At 63.7% G+C, this 19116-nt stretch carries 17 protein-coding genes; 4 read left to right on the forward strand and 13 right to left on the reverse strand.

Annotation, left to right across the window (positions count from 1 at the left end):
- Window positions 1-69: 69 nt before the first annotated feature.
- From V1293_RS13235 to V1293_RS13245, 3 genes are read right to left on the reverse strand one after another with little or no spacing between them, the layout of a single operon-like run.
- The gene (locus tag V1293_RS13235; RefSeq protein WP_334510117.1) at window positions 70-1185 is read right to left on the reverse strand and encodes a glycosyltransferase; all 1116 of its coding nucleotides are present in this window, start codon (window positions 1183-1185) and stop codon (window positions 70-72) included.
- Window positions 1161-2999, reverse strand: a complete 1839-nt coding sequence (gene asnB / locus V1293_RS13240; RefSeq protein ID WP_334510118.1) for an asparagine synthase (glutamine-hydrolyzing) — start codon at window positions 2997-2999, stop codon at window positions 1161-1163. Before asnB ends, V1293_RS13235 begins: the two co-directional genes overlap by 25 nt.
- 3 nt (window positions 3000-3002) lie before the next feature.
- A complete protein-coding gene (locus V1293_RS13245; RefSeq protein WP_334510119.1) occupies window positions 3003-4565 on the reverse strand; it encodes a lipopolysaccharide biosynthesis protein in 1563 nt (520 codons plus the stop codon).
- Between the two features lie 443 nt (window positions 4566-5008).
- Here V1293_RS13245 and rfbA point away from each other — a divergent pair, with 443 nt between their 5' ends.
- A complete protein-coding gene (gene rfbA / locus V1293_RS13250) occupies window positions 5009-5884 on the forward strand; it encodes a glucose-1-phosphate thymidylyltransferase RfbA (protein ID WP_334510121.1) in 876 nt (291 codons plus the stop codon).
- Window positions 5885-5990: 106 nt separating this feature from the next.
- Window positions 5991-7133 carry a dTDP-4-amino-4,6-dideoxygalactose transaminase gene (gene rffA / locus V1293_RS13255; RefSeq protein WP_334510123.1) on the forward strand — a complete coding sequence of 381 codons (1143 nt, stop codon included), beginning with the start codon at window positions 5991-5993 and terminating at the stop codon, window positions 7131-7133.
- An 11-nt stretch (window positions 7134-7144) separates the two neighbouring features.
- Here rffA and V1293_RS13260 read toward each other — a convergent pair whose 3' ends face one another.
- The gene (locus V1293_RS13260) at window positions 7145-7837 is read right to left on the reverse strand and encodes a hypothetical protein (RefSeq protein ID WP_334510125.1); all 693 of its coding nucleotides are present in this window, start codon (window positions 7835-7837) and stop codon (window positions 7145-7147) included.
- 212 nt (window positions 7838-8049) lie between these two features.
- Here V1293_RS13260 and V1293_RS13265 point away from each other — a divergent pair, with 212 nt between their 5' ends.
- A complete protein-coding gene (locus V1293_RS13265) occupies window positions 8050-9366 on the forward strand; it encodes an ISNCY family transposase (RefSeq protein WP_334508238.1) in 1317 nt (438 codons plus the stop codon).
- A 71-nt stretch (window positions 9367-9437) separates the two neighbouring features.
- On the opposite strand, the gene V1293_RS13270 is transcribed toward V1293_RS13265, so the two are convergent.
- Complete coding sequence (locus V1293_RS13270) at window positions 9438-9581, reverse strand: hypothetical protein (protein WP_334510127.1); 144 nt, start codon at window positions 9579-9581, stop codon at window positions 9438-9440.
- A gap of 153 nt (window positions 9582-9734) precedes the next feature.
- Between V1293_RS13270 and V1293_RS13275 the strand changes: the two genes are divergently transcribed.
- On the forward strand, window positions 9735-13166 hold the full coding sequence (locus V1293_RS13275; protein ID WP_334510129.1) for an autotransporter domain-containing protein: 3432 nt from the start codon (window positions 9735-9737) through the stop codon (window positions 13164-13166).
- Between the two features lie 29 nt (window positions 13167-13195).
- Here V1293_RS13275 and gspM read toward each other — a convergent pair whose 3' ends face one another.
- The 8 genes from gspM to V1293_RS13315 are packed head-to-tail and all read right to left on the reverse strand — an operon-like array spanning window position 13196 to window position 19115.
- A complete protein-coding gene (gene gspM, locus V1293_RS13280; RefSeq protein ID WP_334510131.1) occupies window positions 13196-13786 on the reverse strand; it encodes a type II secretion system protein GspM in 591 nt (196 codons plus the stop codon).
- Window positions 13783-14838 carry a PilN domain-containing protein gene (locus tag V1293_RS13285; RefSeq protein WP_334510133.1) on the reverse strand — a complete coding sequence of 352 codons (1056 nt, stop codon included), beginning with the start codon at window positions 14836-14838 and terminating at the stop codon, window positions 13783-13785. Before V1293_RS13285 ends, gspM begins: the two co-directional genes overlap by 4 nt.
- Window positions 14835-15755: a general secretion pathway protein GspK gene (locus V1293_RS13290; RefSeq protein WP_334510134.1), complete on the reverse strand. Its 921-nt coding sequence runs from the start codon at window positions 15753-15755 to the stop codon at window positions 14835-14837. The genes V1293_RS13285 and V1293_RS13290 overlap by 4 nt, the downstream gene beginning before the upstream one ends.
- A 4-nt stretch (window positions 15756-15759) precedes the next feature.
- Window positions 15760-16455 (reverse strand): PulJ/GspJ family protein, encoded by a 696-nt coding sequence (locus tag V1293_RS13295; protein ID WP_334510136.1) that lies wholly within the window; start codon window positions 16453-16455, stop codon window positions 15760-15762.
- A 20-nt stretch (window positions 16456-16475) separates the two neighbouring features.
- Window positions 16476-16901, reverse strand: a complete 426-nt coding sequence (locus V1293_RS13300) for a prepilin-type N-terminal cleavage/methylation domain-containing protein (RefSeq protein WP_334510138.1) — start codon at window positions 16899-16901, stop codon at window positions 16476-16478.
- Window positions 16902-16950: 49 nt separating this feature from the next.
- Window positions 16951-17466: a prepilin-type N-terminal cleavage/methylation domain-containing protein gene (locus V1293_RS13305; RefSeq protein ID WP_334510140.1), complete on the reverse strand. Its 516-nt coding sequence runs from the start codon at window positions 17464-17466 to the stop codon at window positions 16951-16953.
- Window positions 17429-17881 carry a type II secretion system major pseudopilin GspG gene (gspG, locus tag V1293_RS13310; RefSeq protein ID WP_334510142.1) on the reverse strand — a complete coding sequence of 151 codons (453 nt, stop codon included), beginning with the start codon at window positions 17879-17881 and terminating at the stop codon, window positions 17429-17431. Before gspG ends, V1293_RS13305 begins: the two co-directional genes overlap by 38 nt.
- Before the next feature lie 22 nt (window positions 17882-17903).
- Entirely contained in the window at window positions 17904-19115 is a 1212-nt protein-coding gene (locus tag V1293_RS13315; protein ID WP_334510144.1) for a type II secretion system F family protein, read from the reverse strand.
- Between the last annotated feature and the right edge of the window lies 1 nt (window position 19116).

Here is a 19116-nt window from a genome sequence, read left to right on the forward strand (position 1 = left end):
ATCCGTCCCTTGCCAATCATGACGTCACCGGCGACCCGGCAATGCAGCATAGCTGTTTCATTTACGACGCTAAAGTCGCGCGACGATCGCTTGGAACAAGGACCATTGACGGTCCTTGCTATAGTCATCCCCGATAAGCCGTCGTCCGTCTTCGGCGATTCCCTGCACATTGCCCCAATTGCTTAGACATCGCTCAATTTGTCTTACACAGCTCTCGGCACTTTCATAAGTCAGCATCGTTTCTTCGTCTCGCAGTCCCGTCGGATAGTTGCCCTCGTCCGAGAGAAGCAGCGCTCCGCATCCGATGGCTTCGAAACAGCGCATATTGCCGCGATCCGGTCCCGCCATATCGATGGCGCCGTTCAATACGATCTTCGACTGCCCGATCAACTCATATAGCTGTCGTCCAAACACCGGCGGTCTGGCGATTTTGGCAATCGCCGGCGGACGCCTATGCTTTTGCAACGGCAACAAACGACCGATGTAACTTTCCGCAAGCCTGGTCAATCGGGATGCATCCAGACAATACACTATCTGTAATTTGTGGGCGAGAACGGCTATGTGCTCGAGGACTTTTGCACGCGCAGAATGATGCCGGGAATACCCACCGACGAAAAGTACGTCAATCGGCCGTTCGCCGTGCCCGTATGCATTCATGACCGGATCAATCGCCGGTGCGAACCACTCCGCCCCACAGCCTTTTTTGCGCCAAGACTCCAGGATCGAGGGGAAATTGCCGAGCACCGCGCCGTAAGCGGTCAGATCTGCTTGCCCAGACGGCGCCGCTCTCCAGCAAAGCGTTTTTCGAACGCATCCCGGCAGAGTCCGGACAAACGAACTGGGAAAGCGAACGGGATCGAGATTATAGAGAATCTCGGTTCGATGGTGTTCGATCTGAGCAAGCAGAATCTGTTCGAGAGATGATTTGTCGGGAAGTCCATTCTCTCGCGCCCATAGCCGTTGCATCCTCTCATCGTTGCCGCAGGCAAGGAATGCGGCCTCGTCTTTGTCCATCACCGGCTTGAGAAAGTGCAACGCTCCAAATCGGTCGTCCAGGAAGGCCTGATGACGCTCGGCAAATGTCATTCCCGAAGGCGTCAGCCTGTTCAGATGAGTGACATAGGAGGGTGTAAGCCCGCAATTTTGAAACAGACGCATCGCTACGATACCCTTGCCAGCATCCACTTCATATTCAGATACGGCCAAATGCGGCCGACTGATTCCCAATCCCATGTCTTCGACGATGTCAGACCGCTAACCGCCTTGCGCAAGCCTTGCTCGTCGACCAGTTCGGCAAACGCCGGCACCTTCTGATCGAGCAAGCCGGCGGTCCAGCCGGCCAGAGGTCCGTTGAGCCATTCGGGCATTGGCGAGTTGAACCCCACCTTCCGGCGTCCCATGCGGATGGATTCCGGCATCAGGTCGGCCATCGCCCGCCGCGCAATCGCTTTGGAATAGCCATCGGAGAATTTGCACGTCTCCGGCAACGCCATGGTGTACGTCACCAGGCGCCAGTCCATGAATGGCATCCGGACCTCGATGCCGTGCGCCATCGACAGGCGGTCGAAGTTTCGCAGGATGGTAGGCAGCACAGTGCTGTGAAACATCCCGTAGAGCCGCCGGTTCAATGGACCCCAGTCGCGCGGCAGCACGTCGGCGGCGGCGACCAGCGGAAGCTGGGCCGGAACGTCGCGCAGACCGCCGCGCAGGAAATAGTGCCCCCGGCGTTTGATCATCAGCGTCCGCAACAGATCGGCGCCTCGTCCAGCCAGCGTCGAACCGGAAGCAAGTCCTGCGAGCAGGTTTCGCATCCGGAACATGCCCGATTGTCCCTCCTGAAGATAGGCTCCCATCAGTTCGTCCGCGCCATGGCCGTCCAGCGACACCGTCACGTCGTGACGCCTGAGTTCCCGATAGATCAACCAGGCGGCGCTTGGAAGTCCGATATAGACGTCATCATTGTCGTCGAGAATTCGATCGAGTTCGTTCAGCGCGTCGGCCTTCCCGATCTCGAGGAATGCAGGCACGACATCCGCCCAGGCCGCGGCCTCCTCGGCCATCGGCCGCTCGTCGTTCGAGGCGCCGGGAAATGTCGCAACGAAGGCATGGCGCCACGAGGTGCTGTCCCGCGGGCCCATACCGGCTTTTTCGTGCGCCGCCATGGTGCAGATCACTGCCGACGAATCGAACCCTCCCGACAGACAGGTCCCGATCGGAACGTCGCTGCGCATTCGCAGCGCAACCGCATCCTGGAAAATCTCGCGAAAGCGCTCGACCCGTTCGGCTTCGGTGTTCGGGATTGCCGGCAGGTGATCCACCGTCCGCCACCAGCGCCGGATTTCCAACCTCCCTCGGCGCAACCACATGCAGTGACCGCCCTGCAGCCGGCGCACCTCCTGGCAAAGCGTCCGTTCGCTGCCCTCGACGCCAAAGGCATCGAGCATGAGCCGTCGCGCCACGTCGATGTCCAGCGAAGCATTGATCAGACCGCTTCGCACCAATGCGCGCTGCTCTGATGCAAAGACAAAGCGCTCCGATGTCAGCGCATATAATAGCGGCTTGATGCCGAAGCGGTCGCGCGCCAAAAACAATTCTTCGGTCTTGGTGTCGAAGATCGCCAGCGCCCACATTCCGTTGAAGCGCGTCAGCATGCCTTCCTGCCACGCCTGCCAGGCGGCCAGGATGACCTCCGTGTCGGACTGGCTGCGGAAAATCGCCCCCTGCGCCTCGAGCTCGCGCCGCAGTTCGAGGAAATTGTAGATCTCGCCGTTGAACACGATCACATGGCGGCCGTCGCCGGAAACCATCGGCTGATAGCCCCCGTCGCCGGGATCGATGATTGCCAGCCGACGGTGGCCGAATGCCAGATTACGGTTCGCGCTGAACCAGCTTCCCTCGCCAAACGGCCCGCGATGCGCGACCAGGTTCGTCAGTCGCGAGATTTCCGCCGGTTCGACCGCGTTGCCGCGGAGGTTCACGATGCCTGCAATTCCGCACATTCGTCAGATCGCCTTGATGGGCAGGAAGCGACCGGCGATGACGCGGAGATCCCGCCAGCAGGCCGCGCCGTAGGGGCCAGCCTGCGAAGCCGCGACCGCGACGACGAAGATGATACCGGCCACCAGCACATAGAGGCCCCCCACGTACCACCAGCCAAGCGCCTGGTCGAGTTGCGCGCTGCGGAAGCCATATCGCAACGCCAGTGCGGTTGCGATGCCGATCCCGATCGGCATCAGCACGAAGTGGATCAGACGCAACCACATACCGGTGAGGCTGAAATGCCGGCGCAGCAGGATCACGACGGTGATCATTTGGGCGATCATGCCGATGCAGGCGCTCCATCCCGCCGCCTGCCATCCGAAATAGGGCAAGGCGATCGCGCTGGTCGCCAGCGTGAACACGCCCGTGAGCAGGGCGATCAAGGCATTCGAACTCGATCGCCCTTGCGCCAGAAGATAGAAAGCAAACACGTTCGAGCTCGATCCAAGTATGCCGGCGATCGACAGTATCACCAGCACGCGCTGGGCTTCGGCAGCCACTTCGGCGCCGGTCCACAGATGAAGCAACGGGCCTGCGACGGGGGTCAGGCCGCCAAGCGCACTCGCGGCGAGCACGTTGAGAATCCAGGAAGAGCGGAACAGCAGATCGGCCTTGCGATCGTCAGTTTCTTTTTGCAGCGCGCTGAAGAATGGGAAGAGAATTTCGCCGACCTTCAGCACGCCGATATACACGGCTTCTTCGAGCCGCTGCGCAATCGTGTAAAAACCGACGAACTGCGGCTGCAGTAAAGCTCCGAGCAAATAACGATCCGCCTGTGCCGCAATGAGCACACCGCCCTGCGCGGCCAGTTGCCAGCCACCCAGCTTGACCAGATTACCGAGCGCCCCGCGATCGATCGCCGGGCGCGCCATCCAATCGCCTATGACGCGTCGGGACCATCCGATGGCCAGAAGCAGGCTCGCCGCAAAACCCAGCGACTGACAGCCGAGAAACGTCGAGGCCTGAGGCCAGCGCGGAATGAGCAGCACCATTGAGCATGTTGTAACCACGGTACTGATGATGCTGATCAAAGCAACGCTTCGATAGTCCTGCCGCGCCGTGAACAAGGCCAGAAAGACCACGGATAGGCACTGGCATAGCCATCCGGCGCTGGCCAGCGCAAATGCAAGCCCCAGATCATCCGCTGACGGTCCACTTAAGTGAAATCCAAGGCGCGCAAGCGGTGCCCCGGTCAAAGTGAAGAGGATCACGATCGAGCTGCCTGTTGCCAATGCCAGCATCACTGCCGTAGCGAACAGACGTCGCGCATCGTCGCGCCGGGACGGCTCCAGCCGCAGGGCGAGTTCCCGCGTCGTCGACAATGCCAGCGTGTTGCTGAACGCCAACGCGGGCGCAACGCATGCGGTAACGAGACCCGCGACGCCGAACGCGGTGACGCCGAGGCGAAAGACCACGAACGGCAGCACGAGGAGATTGAGCGCCACAGCTACCGCAAAGGCGGCCGCGTTCCAGGCGGAATTACCCAGCACATCGGTCGAAGCTTTTCTTGACGTCACATCAGCCATCAGGCCATCGCACTCTTGCTTGGATCGCACATCTCATCACACCGAACCTGCGCGCAGAACCTTCCGGGGAAGCGCGACACGGATCAGCCAATTCGGCGCAACCGTCCGAGGGCCAAGAGCTCCCGGGGAACATGTCATACGGCCGAGGACAAGAAGCACAGGTGTAAGTCAGCCCGCGGAACGATCGGGGCGATTGCGAGAACCTTGATTTGCCCGTACCAACCCTCACTACAGGAGCCGCCGGAACGCCGCAATGCGCTCCACGTAAATCATTGAAAAATTGGGGTTAACTGCCCGGCGGATTCGTGCCGGCGGCCTTGCGGGTTGCCCGCAGCCGTAGCCAGCTCTTCTCGTCCCGGCGCGCCTTCCAGCTGAATGCATTTTGATATGCATGCCTACGCGTGTTAACGAGGCCTAGAATTGGGGAAAGCGAGCAAAGCACAATGAATCGCAAGGGAATTATTCTCGCCGGCGGCCGAGGGACGAGGCTATACCCGCTGACGCTGGCGACGTCGAAGCAGCTATTGCCCGTCTACGACAAGCCCCTGATCTATTATTCGCTGACCACGCTGATGATGGCGGGCTTGCGCGAGATTCTGATCATTACGACGCCGGAGGAGATTGACCAGTTCAAGCTCCTGCTCGGCGACGGCAGGCAGTGGGGAATCGAGCTTGCTTTTGCGATTCAGCCCCATCCCGGCGGTATCGCGGAAGCGTTCCTGATCGGCAGGGATTTCCTGGCTGGTGGCTCATCGGCCCTCATCCTCGGCGACAATATTTTCTACGGCGACAATCTGCGGGCGTTGCTCCGCGACTCCGCGAAACAGGCTCACGGCGCAACGGTGTTCGCTGCCTGGGTCGACGATCCCGAGCGGTATGGGGTGATCGAGTTCGGCCCCGCCTACCGGCCGTTGCGGATTGTCGAAAAGCCGAAAGCCCCGAAGTCCAACTACGCCGTGACCGGGCTCTATTTCTACGATGAGCGTGCCGTCGACATCGTACGCGAGATGAAGCCCTCCGCGCGCGGCGAACTTGAGATCACGGATGTCAACCAGTGGTACCTGGAGCGCGGCGATCTCTTTGCGAGAGCTTTCGGGCGCGGCTATGCTTGGCTCGATGCCGGCACGCATGAATCGCTGCTTGAGGCATCGCAGTTCATCCACATCGTTGAGAAACGTCAGGGCCTGAAGATTGCCTGTCCCGAGGAGATTGCCTTCACCCAGGGCTTCATCGATGCCGAGCAATTGCTTCGGCTTGCGGAGCCGTTGAAGCACACCGCGTATGGCCAATATCTCATCCGGCAGGCGCATATTTCTTAAGCTCGCGCGCCGCGCCAGACGTTGATTCCGGCAACGGAAACAGCCAGTTTGGCGGCGCCCTCAATCCGGTTTCGACACCACCTGCAAGGCCTGCATCACCACAACGATGACAACCGATTTCATTCCATTCAATCGACCCTACGCGACGGGCAAAGAACTCGTCTATCAGACGGAGGCGCTGCACAGTTCCCATCTCTCCGGGGACGGCATGTTCACAAAGCGCTGCCATCGCTGGATTGAGGAGCATACCGGCTGCGCCAAGGCCCTCCTCACCCATTCCTGTACCTCCGCACTGGATATGGCCGCGCTGCTGCTCGACATCGAAGCCGGCGACGAGGTCATCCTGCCGTCCTACACATTCGTATCGACGGCGAATGCCTTCGTCCTGCGCGGCGCAGTGCCGGTGTTCGTGGACATCAGGGAGGACACGCTCAATCTCGACGAACGGCTGATCGAAGACGCGATCACGACACGGACCCGCGCCATCGTTCCCGTGCATTACGCCGGCGTTTCCTGCGAAATGGATTCCATTCTCGCGATCGCCCGGCGTCACGATCTCAGAGTAGTCGAAGACGCCGCGCAGGGAATCATGGCCGGGTACAAGAATCGGGCACTCGGCGCGATCGGCGACCTCGGCAGCTTCAGCTTTCACGAAACCAAGAACATCATCTCGGGCGAAGGCGGAAGCCTTCTGGTACGGGATGCGGAGCTCGCGCAGCGCGCCGAAATTATTCGCGAGAAGGGAACCGACCGCGGCCGCTTTTTCCGGGGCGAAGTCGATAAATACACCTGGCAGGATATCGGCTCTTCCTTTCTACCGAACGAGACGACCGCTGCATTCCTGTGGGCACAGTTCGAAGAGGCGCAGCAGATCACCAGCGAACGGATGGCGATCTGGCACCGCTATCATCAAATGCTCGAACCGCTCGAACGGCAGGGCTTGCTGCGCCGGCCGATCGTCCCGGCGGATTGTCAGCACAACGGGCACATGTACTATGTCCTGCTGGCGCCCGAGATCGACCGCCAGCGGGTCATCGACGGAATGAAGCAAAGCGGGATCAGCGCGGTATTTCACTATGTCCCGCTCCATTCATCGCCGGCCGGCCGGCGCTATGGACGCGCGCATGGCGAACTGGCGCTGACGACCTCGCTATCGTTGCGGCTCGTCAGGCTGCCGATGTGGTTTGGCTTGAGTGAATCCCAGCAGCATCGGGTGTGCGAGGTGCTGGCGGCACTTCTGAAGGAATAGTCGGGAACGGATCAGAGGCCGTCCGACTCGCCGTTCTTCGGCGTCGAGCGCGGAACGAACGGGTCATAGGGCGTGTCGAAACCGCCCGAGGCGACTGGAGGCGCCGCAGCCGACGCCGGTATCGGAACGGCAGCGCCTGGTGCCGGCGTTTCCTGACGTTGCATCCCGAGTGTCTCGATCTGATCGGCCTTCTGGAGCGTAACTTCGCGCCCTTCCACCGACTGCAGCACCCATCCGGCATGGGTTTCGCCCTGCCGCAAACGGACGATCTTTTGGCTGGTCCGATCGAGAAAGACGGCAATCGCCTCGCTGCCTCCGACGACAGCCCCGATCAGCGCCAGCGTCGGGCGTTCCGGTCCCGCCACCGGCGGCGCGGGAGCCACCACCTGTTCCACGGGCAGCGCAACCACCGCGCGCTGCGGTAGCCTTCTGGAGGCCGAGAAAATCGGACGCTCCTGCGTCGCCGACAGGGTGGAGAGCGGGATCGACCAGAGGGGGTTGCCGCTTGGCTGCGGCCTTACCGCTTCGCGATTCGGGCGCGCGATCGGCGCGACGCGGCCGACTTCAACGCTATCGGCTGCCTCCCCGGTCCGCTCAGCTGGAAGAATATCCAACGTTGACGACGTAGCAGCCGCCAGTTCCCGCGACGCAAACGCCCCACCGAACAGCAGGGCCAGACCGATCGTTTTGCACCAGCTTGCCATTTTCGCTCTGCTGCCGGCCGTAGACGTGTTCGTATGACGGTCTGGACGCCTCAGCTTAACCGCAATGGATCACGCCATCAACCTGAGCTGAAAAAGTGTCAGTAGCGCGTGATCTGTCGTGTGTTTGTAGCTCGTGAAGTGTCGTGTTTTTGGTGCCCTGGAACAAAGGGGGCACGATGGGCACGGCATCCATTCACGAGGGTGTACGACGGATGCGGTTTTCGGATTTGCTGGATCGGACGGAGGCGAAGGAACTGACGCAGGCGGCCGCGGCTGAGCTTCTCGGGATCAACGTGCGGACGTTTCAACGTTGGGCGGAACGCTATGAGGCGGAGGGCGATGACGGGCTTGTCGACCTCCGTATGGGGCGGCGATCGCCGCGGCGCGCGCCGGAGGAAGAGCTTGAGCGGATGCTGGGGCTGTTCCGGGACAGGTACGCGGACTTCACGGTGAAGCACTTCCACGAGCAGCTGCAAAAGCGGCATGGCTATGTGCTTGGCTACACGGTGACGAAGCTGGCCTTGCACGCGGCGGGCTTGGTGCGGAAGGCGCCGAAGCGTTCGGCGCACCGCAAGAAGCGTCCGCGCCGGCCGCTTCCGGGCATGCTGCTGCATCAGGACGGGTCGCGCCACGCCTGGATCGAAGGTCTGCCGGCGATGGACCTGATCGTCACGCTGGACGATGCGACGAGCGAGATCTACTCGATGTTTCTGGTCGAGGAAGAAGGCACGGCGTCGACGTTCCAGGCCTTGGGCGAAGTGATTGGCGGGCGCGGCCTGTTCTGCGCGCTCTACACCGATCGCGGCAGCCATTATTTCTACACCCCGAAGGCTGGCGAGAAGGTCTCGAAGACGCAACAAACCCAGGTGGGACGGGCTTTATCGCATCTTGGGATCGAGCATATCGCAGCCTATTCGCCGGAGGCGCGCGGGCGCTCCGAGCGGATGTTCGGCACGCTGCAGGGCCGGCTGCCGAAGGACCTGCGGCTCGCCGGGATCAGGACGGTCGAAGCCGCCAATGCGTGGCTGAGGGCGCATTACATGGCCGAGCATAACGCGGCGTTTGCGATCAAGGCCGAACAGCCGGGCACGGCGTTCGTCGCCGATCGCCACGAGGCTTGGCGCGAAGCGCTGTGCGTGATCGAAGACCGAACCGTCGCCAACGACAATACGATCGCATGGAACGGTCGGCGGCTGCAGCTGCCGGAGAGCCGGCTCAGGCCCCACTTCGTCAAAGCCCTGGTGCGGGTCCATGAGTATCCCGATGGCACCGCGAGCGTGTTCCTTGGCCCGCACCGATTGGCGACGTTTGCCGCCGACGGACACCAGATCAGCCCCGACGCGCCTCAGCCTGGCAGCGTGCTCGGAGCCGTCAAGGACAAGCCCTTGCGGGCGCGCAAGCGCGCGTCCTTGACCGCCCCTGCGCGCGCCGCCGTCGAGATAGCGCGGGTCGGGGCGGAGAAACGGGCTTCAAGTCGAACAAAGAAACCGACCAGGAGGGCTAACCCGGCAGCAATATCCGTGGCATGACCAACCCGGAGGAAACCGTCCACGCCTTCCGGCTCCTCCGAAACTCAACAACGAAGGCGACAGATCACGAGCTACAAAAATACGACAACTTCACCCGCTACGGACACCTGAGCTGAAAAAGTCGCCGGGACGTTCGTTGATGCTCCGGGGATGCGCTCTAATACCTTCGCCATCCGTTGCGCTTCAACAGCGATGTTGCCGATCAGCCACGCCATGAAGAAATGCGAGACAGCCTGCCATCGTGTGCTGCAAAGGCAGCCCAGTTGCATTGCGCGCGTTCACAACGCCATGAGAATATGACGAAAATGGGCGCCGGGTTCCGACCTCCGCGGTCCGGAAACACCCGTCTGGCAGATTCGAGAAGCACGATGGCTTATCAAGAACAACCGATGGCGCGCACCCGCCAGAAATTGCATTCCGCCGGGCGCCTTTCGCTTGCGGCGCTGCTTGGGACCGCCGCATCCTGTGTGGTCCCGGCCCATGCCGTCGATGCAACCTGGCTCGGAAACAATGCCGGCAATCCCACCGAGTGGGTGGAGCCCCTGAACTGGAGCGGCGGAGCCCTGCCGGACGGAACCGCCACCTTCACCAACACCGGCCAGTCGGTCGTCGACGCCAACGGCATCGTTACCATCGGCACGATCCAGTTCACTGCGGCGCCCGATGCGCAGGCCTATACAATTACCAACAACGACACCTTCATCGTCAACGGCGCCGGCGTCATCAACAACTCTACCAATCCGCAGACGTTCAATGTGAACGCCAGCATGTCGTTTCAGAACTCCGCTACAGCCAGCGGCGGCACGTTGGCGGTCACCTACATCAATGCCAGCGCGACTTCGTTCAACGACACGAGCACGGCCGGTAGTGCCATCGTCACCAACAATGGCGTCCTGGAGTTCAATACCGGCAGCACCGCCGGCAGCGCTGCGATCACTAACAACGCCGTCGTCAACTTCTATGATGCCACTTCGGGCGGCAGCGCCAACATTACGAACCTCGTATCGGGCACTGTCAGCTTCAACGGTACGGCAACGGCCAATACTGCAACGATCGTCAACGACGGCCTCGTGCAATTCACCAATTCCAGCACGGCGGGCAGCGCCAACATCACCAACAATAATCTCGCCGCGCTGAGCTTCGGCGACACCAGCACCGCCGGCACTTCCACGATCGCTAATTTTGGCGACATCGTCTTCAACAACGCCAGCAAGGGCGGCTCGTCGAACATCACCAATACCGGCGGCTCGCTCAGCTTCAACGATACGAGCACCGCAGAGCTTGCCACTATCACCAACAACATCGGCGGCCTGACCACTTTCAACAACACGTCGACGGCTGGTACCGCCAACATCACCAACAATTTCGGCAGCACATCCTTCCTCGATACGAGCACCGCAGCCAACGCAACGATTCTCAACACCGGCCCGAGCAGCACCTTCTTCACCGGCAACAGTTCGGCCGGATCGGCCAACATCACCAATATCGACGCCGGCACCTTCTCGGCCGCGACCTTATTCTTCGGCGCTGCGACGGCCGCCACCTCGACGATCACCAACAACATCGGCGGCAGCACCGTCTTCGGCAATTCCAACGGCGCCGATACCGCGACCGCCGGCAGCGCGCAGATCACCAACAACGCCGGCGGTCAGACGCAATTTCTCGCGGCGACGACGGCGGGCAATTCCGTGATCACCAACAATGCCGGTGGTTTCCTGGAATTCGGCACGTCGGGCGGCGGGACCGACACGGCGACCGCCGGGAACGCCAACATCACCAATAACGGCACCACGACGTTCAATGCATCGACCACCGGCGGCAACGCCGTGATCACGACCAACAACGGCGGCAACGTCTTCTTCCTCAACAACAGCACCGGCGGCAATGCGCAGTTCGTCACCAATACCGGCGGCACGTTCGACATGTCGGGGCTCGGCTCAGCCGGCACGGCGGCGGGTTCGATCGCGGGCGCCGGCAGCTACATTCTCGGCGCCAAGAACCTCGCCGCGGGCGGCAACAATCTCTCCACCACGGTCAGCGGCATGATCTCGGGCGCCGGCGGCGCGCTGACCAAGGTCGGCACCGGCGCGCTGACCTTGACCAACACCAACACCTATACCGGCGCGACCATCGTCAATGGCGGCACGCTGGTCGCGGACGGCTCGATCGCGGCTTCCGCACTGACCACGGTGAACGCGGGCGGCACGCTTTCCGGCAGCGGCATCGTCGGCAATACCGCGATTGCGGGCGGCACGCTGGCACCCGGCAGCGCCGGCGGCAGCATCTTCGGTCCGCTCACGGTGCAGGGCAATCTCTCCTTCACCGCGGCCTCGACCTACATGATCCAGGTATCGCCGGCGAATGCCGGCCGCACCAACGTCACGGGCATGGCGACGCTCGGCGGGGCCACCGTGAACGCGGTGTTCAGCCCGGCCAATTACGTTCAAACGCAGTACACCATCCTCAACGCGACCGGCAACGTCAGCGGCACGTTCAATCCGACGGTTAACTCCAACCTTGCGAATATCCAGTCGACGCTGAGCTATGACGCCAACAACGTTTATCTGACCGTCAAGCTCGGCTACACGCCGCCACCGGGCGGCTTCAGCGTCAACCAGCAGAACGTCGCCAACACGCTGACCAACTATTTCAGCAGCACCGGATCGATCCCGGCTGCCTTTGCCGCGCTCAACGCAGGCGGCCTCATCGTCGCCTCGGGCGAGCTCGGCACCGGCATCATCCAGTCCGCGATCAATGCGGACAACTTGTTCCTCAACATGCTGCTCGATCCGACCATCGCCGGCCGCTCCGGTGGCTTCGTGCCTGTCGGCAGCGCGTCGCCATACGCGGCCGAGGACGAGGCCAGCGCCTATACGGCCAAGCGGCTGGCGACGCCGACCGAGCGCGCAGCCTACGCGATGGCGACCAAGGCGCCGCTGTTGAGCGCGCAGCCGCTCAACCGCTGGAGTGTCTGGGGCGCGGCTTACGGCGGCTCGGCCACGACGGGCGGCAACGCCATGGTCGGTTCGCAGGACCTCTCGGCGCGCGTCTGGGGCGTGGTGGGCGGTGCGGACTACAAGGTTACCCCGAACACCTTGCTGGGCTTCGCGCTGGCCGGTGGCGGCACCAATTATTCGCTGGCCAACGCGCTCGGCCGCGGCTCGTCCGACCTGTTCCAGGCCGGCATCTTCGGCCGGCACAATTTCGGCCCGGCCTATCTCTCGGCCGCGCTGGCTTATGGCTGGCACGACGTCACCACCAACCGCACGGTGACGCTGGCGGGCTTCGACCAGTTGCAGGCGCGTTTCAAGGCGGAAACGTTCTCAGGCCGCTTCGAGGGCGGCTATCGCTTCGCGACCCCGTTCGCCGGCATCACGCCCTACGCCGCAGCCCAGGTGATCAGCTTCAATCTGCCGGCCTATGCCGAGCAGGCGATCGTGGGCACGCCGCTATTCGCGCTGAACTATGCGAGCCAGACCACCACCGCGACCCGCACCGAACTCGGCCTGCGCACCGACAAATCCATCGCGATGCAGGGCGCCATGCTGACGCTGTGCGGCCGCCTCGCCTGGGCCCATGACTACAATCCCGACCTCGCGGTCACCGCACTGTTCCAGGCCCTTGCCGGCACCAGCTTCGTGGTCAACGGCGCGCGCGGCAATCCCGACGCCGCGCTGGTCAGCGCCGGCGCCGAGATGAAATGGTTGAACGGCCTCTCGCTGGCCGGGACCTTCGAGGGCGAATTCTCCGGCAACACCACGAGCTATGCCGGCAAGGGCGTCGCCAAATACAGCTGGTGATCCGAACGAAGCGGCCGCGAGCCGTTCGCCTATCTGTTTCCCTGCCATTGCCCGGACACGCCGAGCACGACCCTGATCCGTCCCGTGCCGCCTTCATTGGTCGCCGTGGTCTGCGGCACCTGCACGTCGAGCTGGTCGACGAACAAAAACGGCATGCCTGCCTCGAGGTCGTAGAGCAGTTTCTGCAGCGCCGGCTGCTCCATCTCGCAACTGACCACGAGGCCGACAAAGCCGTCCTTGGCTTGCGTCCCCAGCACATCGACCTGCGACGACTGGATGGTGCCGCCGACATCGGCGACCGCCGCGGCGACCCGCTGCAGCAGCGCCGCGCCTGCGACCGTCACCGTCGGCCCCTCCAGGAACGGCGTGCCGGGACGCTCGGCCGATGCGGACGCGGCGCCACGCGCCTTGCGGCCCCGCAACTGGTCGAGCAGGTCCGTGGTCAGCGCCAGCGCGCGCTGCTGATCGAGGATGCTTACAACCGCAAGGCCTATGGTCGCGAGCAAGCCTGTGGCGACGGCGAGGTAAAGCACGACTGCGATCAATGGCGAGTGCGTCAGCGCGCGCGTGAGCGCATTGCCCGCAACCACCTTGCTAGAGCCGATATCGCCCAGGCTCATCGCACCACCGTGTTGTTCGGTTCCACCCGCGTCTCGATGTGGAAACGCTCGCCGGGATCGGAAGGCGCACGCGTGGTCGGCGCGTAGAAGGTGGCGCGGGTGAAGTGTTTGGATTGCTCGATCAGCGGGATCAGCGACGGCGCATCGCGGGTGATGCCGGAGATCTGCAGCTTGTTGGCGGCCAGATGCAGTTCGGTGACATAGGTATGGTCGGGCAGGAGCTGGCTCAAAGCCTCCAGCATGATCACGCTGGAGGCCGTCTCGTGTTTACGCCGTTCCAGCACCGCGAGCGGCGAGCGATCGCCGCCATCGGCGCCGGCGCGGATCGCGGCGCGCCGCGCCGAAATCTGCCGCGCCAGCTCGGCTTCCTGCCCGCCGAGATTGTCGGCCACATAGGCCGCGACCGTCACCGAGGCTAGCGCCGCCGCCGCCATGACGCCAAGCCCCACCAGCAGCGCGCGGCTCAGCCGCGCCGCATCGAGGTGACCGCGCGCCTTCTGTTCGAACACCTTGACGCGGCCGGCATCGCGTTCGGCAATATCGGTGCAGATGGCGATCGCGGCGGGGTGAAATTCCGAGACCGCCTGCACATAGGTGGTCGCGACCTTGCGCGTGGTCGCGGCAATCATTGTGGTGATGTTCTCAGACCCGCTCGCAGCGGGCCGGCTGCAGCCGAACACCGCCTCGCTGGCGCTCCACGGCGTCAGGCGGTCGATCTGTGCGCGCACGATGCCTTCGAGGAAATCCGCGGCGCGAGCCGGCAGTTCGAGCGGACGGAACAGGAAGCGTTTGGGCCGCAGCACGATCTCGACCCGGCTTCCCCTGAACAAGGGCGCCAGATTGGGTGCCGACAGCGCGCCGTCGGCGAACGCGATGCGCGAGGGCATGCTGTCCGCCTTGCCGGTCGCCTCGACCGCGAAGCCGCCGTCCTCGCCTTCGACTAGCCGGACGACCCGCGGCGATACCACGCGATCCATCAGCGCAATCGGGGCGGCGGCCACGCAGCCCGTCCACGCACTGAGCGCCGCACCGATCGTCTTGAACAGGTTCATCGCGAAGGGGCCTTTTGCGGTGCCGTGGAGCCGTCGGAGGCGTTGCGCCACGACAATACACGATAAGGCTCCTCGCCGCTTTCGAGAAGCAGGACCACGACCTCGGCCGCGTCGCGCCGCCCGTCCGGCAGTTCGGTCTCGACCGCTATCCGGTACGCCCTGGAGCCCGAGAGCGTCGCGCCCTCGCCGCCCGCCACCGCGATCAGCGACCGCGGGTCGAGCGCCGGATCGCCGCGCTGCGACAGCAGCGACTGCAGGCTCTCCGGCGTGACGTTCGGCAGCGCCGCCAGCACCTGGGGCGCGGCGTCGAGCACGTTGACCTGGGCGACGTTGCTGAAGACGGTCACGAATGGCAGCATCTGCTCGACGATCGCGGGCGGAATCCCGCGCACCAGCCACAATTCCTCCGTTGCCGGAAACGGCGCATGCCGCGGCAAATAGGAAGAACCGGACGTGCGATAGAACGAATTTTCGGGGTCGTCGTTGCCGAGTTCGGTCGGCGTGCGCCAGGCGAGGATGCGGTCGGCATAGACCGCGGCGTCGGCCGGGCCCGCGCCGAGCCCGGCCATCAGGCCAGCGAGCAGGCTCTTCGGCGCCGTGTTCAGGTCGACGCGCGCAGCCTCGGAACGAAACGTCACGAACACCCGCCCTTGGCCGAGCCGGGCGTTGAAAGTTCCGCTGGTCGGCCGCGCCGCTTCGCTGCGGCCGGTGAGCTGGAACGCTGCCAGTTCGACCCCCGCCTGGACCAGCGCCTCGGTCCGGACCCGATCGGTGCTGCCGGCAACCACCACCGCCGTGTTGGTGACGTAGGTCAGATAGATCAGCACCAGCGCCGACAATGCCGCCAGAATCCACAGCACCGCGATGACGATGAAGCCTCGCGCGTTCGTTCGCGATGTCGGAGCGGATGGCATCATGTCGTCAGAGCTGCTCCTCTTTTTTCTCGGCGTCCGGCTTCGACCGCGCGGTCAGGCAGGCCGTCGCGCTCTTCGCCCGCGCGCATTCGGCCGGCGCGTTGATGTGGACGGTCGCCGCACCCGAGACGGCAAGCACCTGCCCGGTCGTGCCGTCACGCACCGTCACGCGGATCATGCTGGGCAACTCCATCTTGTCGCGCCAGTTCGGCTGCCAGACCTGGTCGGCCCCGGCATAGGCAAAGCTCACCCGAAACGGCGCGCGGATCAGCACGACCTGGTCAGCAAAGCGGATCTGGCCGTCCGAGGCCATCGGCGCGAACGGCGCACGCTCGCGCACCAGCGCCAGGCCCTGGTCGTCGGCCTTCTCGATCAGCCGGATGATTTCGAGGCCGGGGCGCGTGTTGGGTCCCACCGCCGTCCGCACGAAGGTGACCGACAATTCGGACCCCTCGAACAATGGCCGCTTGCTGTCGGCGCCTATCGGGATCATCTCGGCCACCGACAGGTCCGCTAGCGCGCGCTCCAGGCCGATCGCCAGTTTCTCGGCGCGCTGCACCCGCGCCATGCCCCGGTTCCAGTTCGGCAACCACTGCGCCGTCACCGTTGCGAGCGCGGCGAGGATCACCGTCATCAAAAGCGTCGCCATCAGCACTTCGATCAGTGTGAAGCCGGCTTCACGGCCAGGGGCGGCTCGCCGCATAGCGCTCATTCGGCGGCGGATCATTCGGCGACTTTGGGCACGAGGCGCACCGTGGTGACCTGGATCGCAGGCCCGCCCGGGGCCTGCACCCGCATGTTGACCGCAAGCGGGACGAAGCGCGCCTGCGGGCCCTCCATCGCCACAGCGTTCAGCGGCGCGACATCGACGCGCCAGCGGTGGCCGGCGAGTTCACCGGACTGGCGGCCGGGCTTTAAGGCATTGCGGGCGGGTAGAGCGGCAAACACCGTCTCCGCGGCGCCGGTCAGCGCCATCCGCTGGCCGATCGATTTGGTGCCCTTGACGGTGGTGCCGATCACGGCGCCGATCGACGACAACACGGCCGCGATGATCGCCAGCGCCACCAGCGCCTCGATCAGCGTAAATCCTTGCGCGCGTTTTCGCGCGAAATTGGTGGCGGCTCGCGTGAAGAAGTCGCGTTCAAACAAGACAGTAGAGCCCGGTTCTGATGTCAGAACCGAACAGACTCGTTCAGCGTCAGAGCAGCTTTTGCGAGACAATGTCGACGCCTCCGGTCAGCCAGTTGACGCGAACCTCGAATCCCACCCCCGGGCGCTTCAGCGCGATCGTGCCGCCGCACGACATCCCCGTCGGAAAGAAGTCGATCGAGCGGCCGGCACTGCGGTCTGCGCAGCGCGACGCCAGGATCGCGCCGAGCGAAACGTCGTTGGGCAGGCGGACGACACGGGAGGTCGCGCCGGAGCGGATCGAGCGCGAGGCCGCATCGACCTGGGTCGCGACCTGGATTTGCCGGCGCAGCGCCGCGCTGCGGTCGGCCTTCAACAGCGCCGCGGTCTCGATCGCGTAAGCTTCGAGCTTCGCGCGGCTGGTCCCTCGCGGGATCGCGGGCAGGATGATACCGGCGAGCATGCCGATGATGGCGAGCACGCAGAGGATTTCGATCAAGGCGAAACCCGCTTCGCTCTTGGCGAAACCCGCCTCGCCGCTGGCCTGCTCAGCGCGTGCCGCTGGCGATATCAGCCGCTGTTCCACTGCCGCCTTCCTGACCGTCAGAGCCGAGGGAAATGATGTCGTAGGGCGCGCGCTCGCCGGGCGAGCGATAGACGTAGCTGTGGCCCCAGGGATCGTTGGGCACCACGCCGCCGCGCAAATAGGGACCGTTCCAGCCGGCCGCATTGTTGCTGCGCGTCAGCGCCGCCAGCCCTTCACTGCTATTCGGATAGCGCCCGAGATCGAGATAATAGAGATCGAGCGCGCTGGAGAAACTCTCGATCTGGATCTTGGCGGCCTTCGCCTTGGACTCGCCGAGATAGTTCAGGACGCGCGGTCCGACCAGCGCCATGATCAGGCCGATGATGGTGATCACCACGAGGATTTCGACCAGCGTGAAACCGGCCTGCGACCTGCGCCTGCGTCTCACCGTCTTCCGTGTCAAATCTGGACGCACCAATATCTCCTGAAAAAAATCTCTAACCCACAATCTGGCTGACGGACATCAGCGCGGTCATCACAGACACGATCAGACCGCCAACCACAATACTGATGACGATGATCGCCGCAGGCCCTGCGATCGCCACCACGCGATCGAGCGTCCGCTGCAATTTCGATTCATAGAATTCGGCGACGCGCCCGGCCAGAACAGGCAATTGCCCGGTTTCATCGCCGAGCCGTAGCATCCGGACCGCCATCGGCGGCAGCGCCTTGGTGTCGGCCAGCGCATCCGACAGCTTTGCGCCATGGCGGACACGGTCGGCGGCGTCGCTCCATACCGCCGAGGAGCCGACCGACGACATCATGTCGACGAGAATGCGCAGCGTCGTCGTCAAATTGACCCCGCTGCCGAGCAGCAGCCCCAAATTCCGGCAGAACAGCGAGGTGCGGTAGAACTTCATCACCTCGCGAACGACGGGCAATCTTGCCGCCGCATTCATGAAACCGCGGCGAACGCTCTCTTGGCGCAGCGAGAGCCAGGCGGTTGCGATCAGGGCCGCCGTGATCGCTAGCACCGCGTCGGAATGGGCGCGCAGGAACGTCGAGAAATTCAGGAAGCTGAGGATAAACGGATCGACCTTGGCGCCGAAATCCTGCAGCACGCTGGCGAATTGCGGCAGCACGAATGTGAGGAAGAACAACAGCACGCAAGCTGCCGCACCCAGCACAAACAGCGGATAGCGGATGGCATCACCAAGCCGGCGCTTCAGCGCCTCGGTGCGGGTCCGCTCATCGGCCAGCACTTCCAGCACCTGGTCGAGCGAGCCGGAGGCTTCGCCAACCCGGATCAGCGCCACATACATTGGCGGGAATAATCCCTCGTGCCGCGCCAGCGCTTCGGCAAAGCTCTCGCCTGCGACGACGCGCGACCTGATGTCGGCGACCACCGGGCGCAACCGGCCGAAATCGGGATCGGCGGCCAGCAGTTCGAGGCCATCATTGATCCGGGCACCGGCGCGCAGCAACAGCGCCAGATCGCGCGTGAACAGGGTTACGTCCTCGGGCTTGGGCTTGTTGAAGAGACTGAAGGCGCTGCGCGCCGAGCCACCTTCCTCCAGCGTGACGTTGTCGACCAGAACGAGGCCAAGACGCTCGATCCGCTGCGCAACTTCGCTGGCTGCGGCTGCGGCGATCGCGCCGGAGACCAGTTCGCCGTTGCCGTTGAGCGCGCGATATCGGTAATTCGGCATT

Origin of the sequence: Bradyrhizobium sp. AZCC 1693 (assembly GCF_036924745.1) — a bacterium.
Classification (GTDB): Bacteria; Pseudomonadota; Alphaproteobacteria; order Rhizobiales; family Xanthobacteraceae; genus Bradyrhizobium.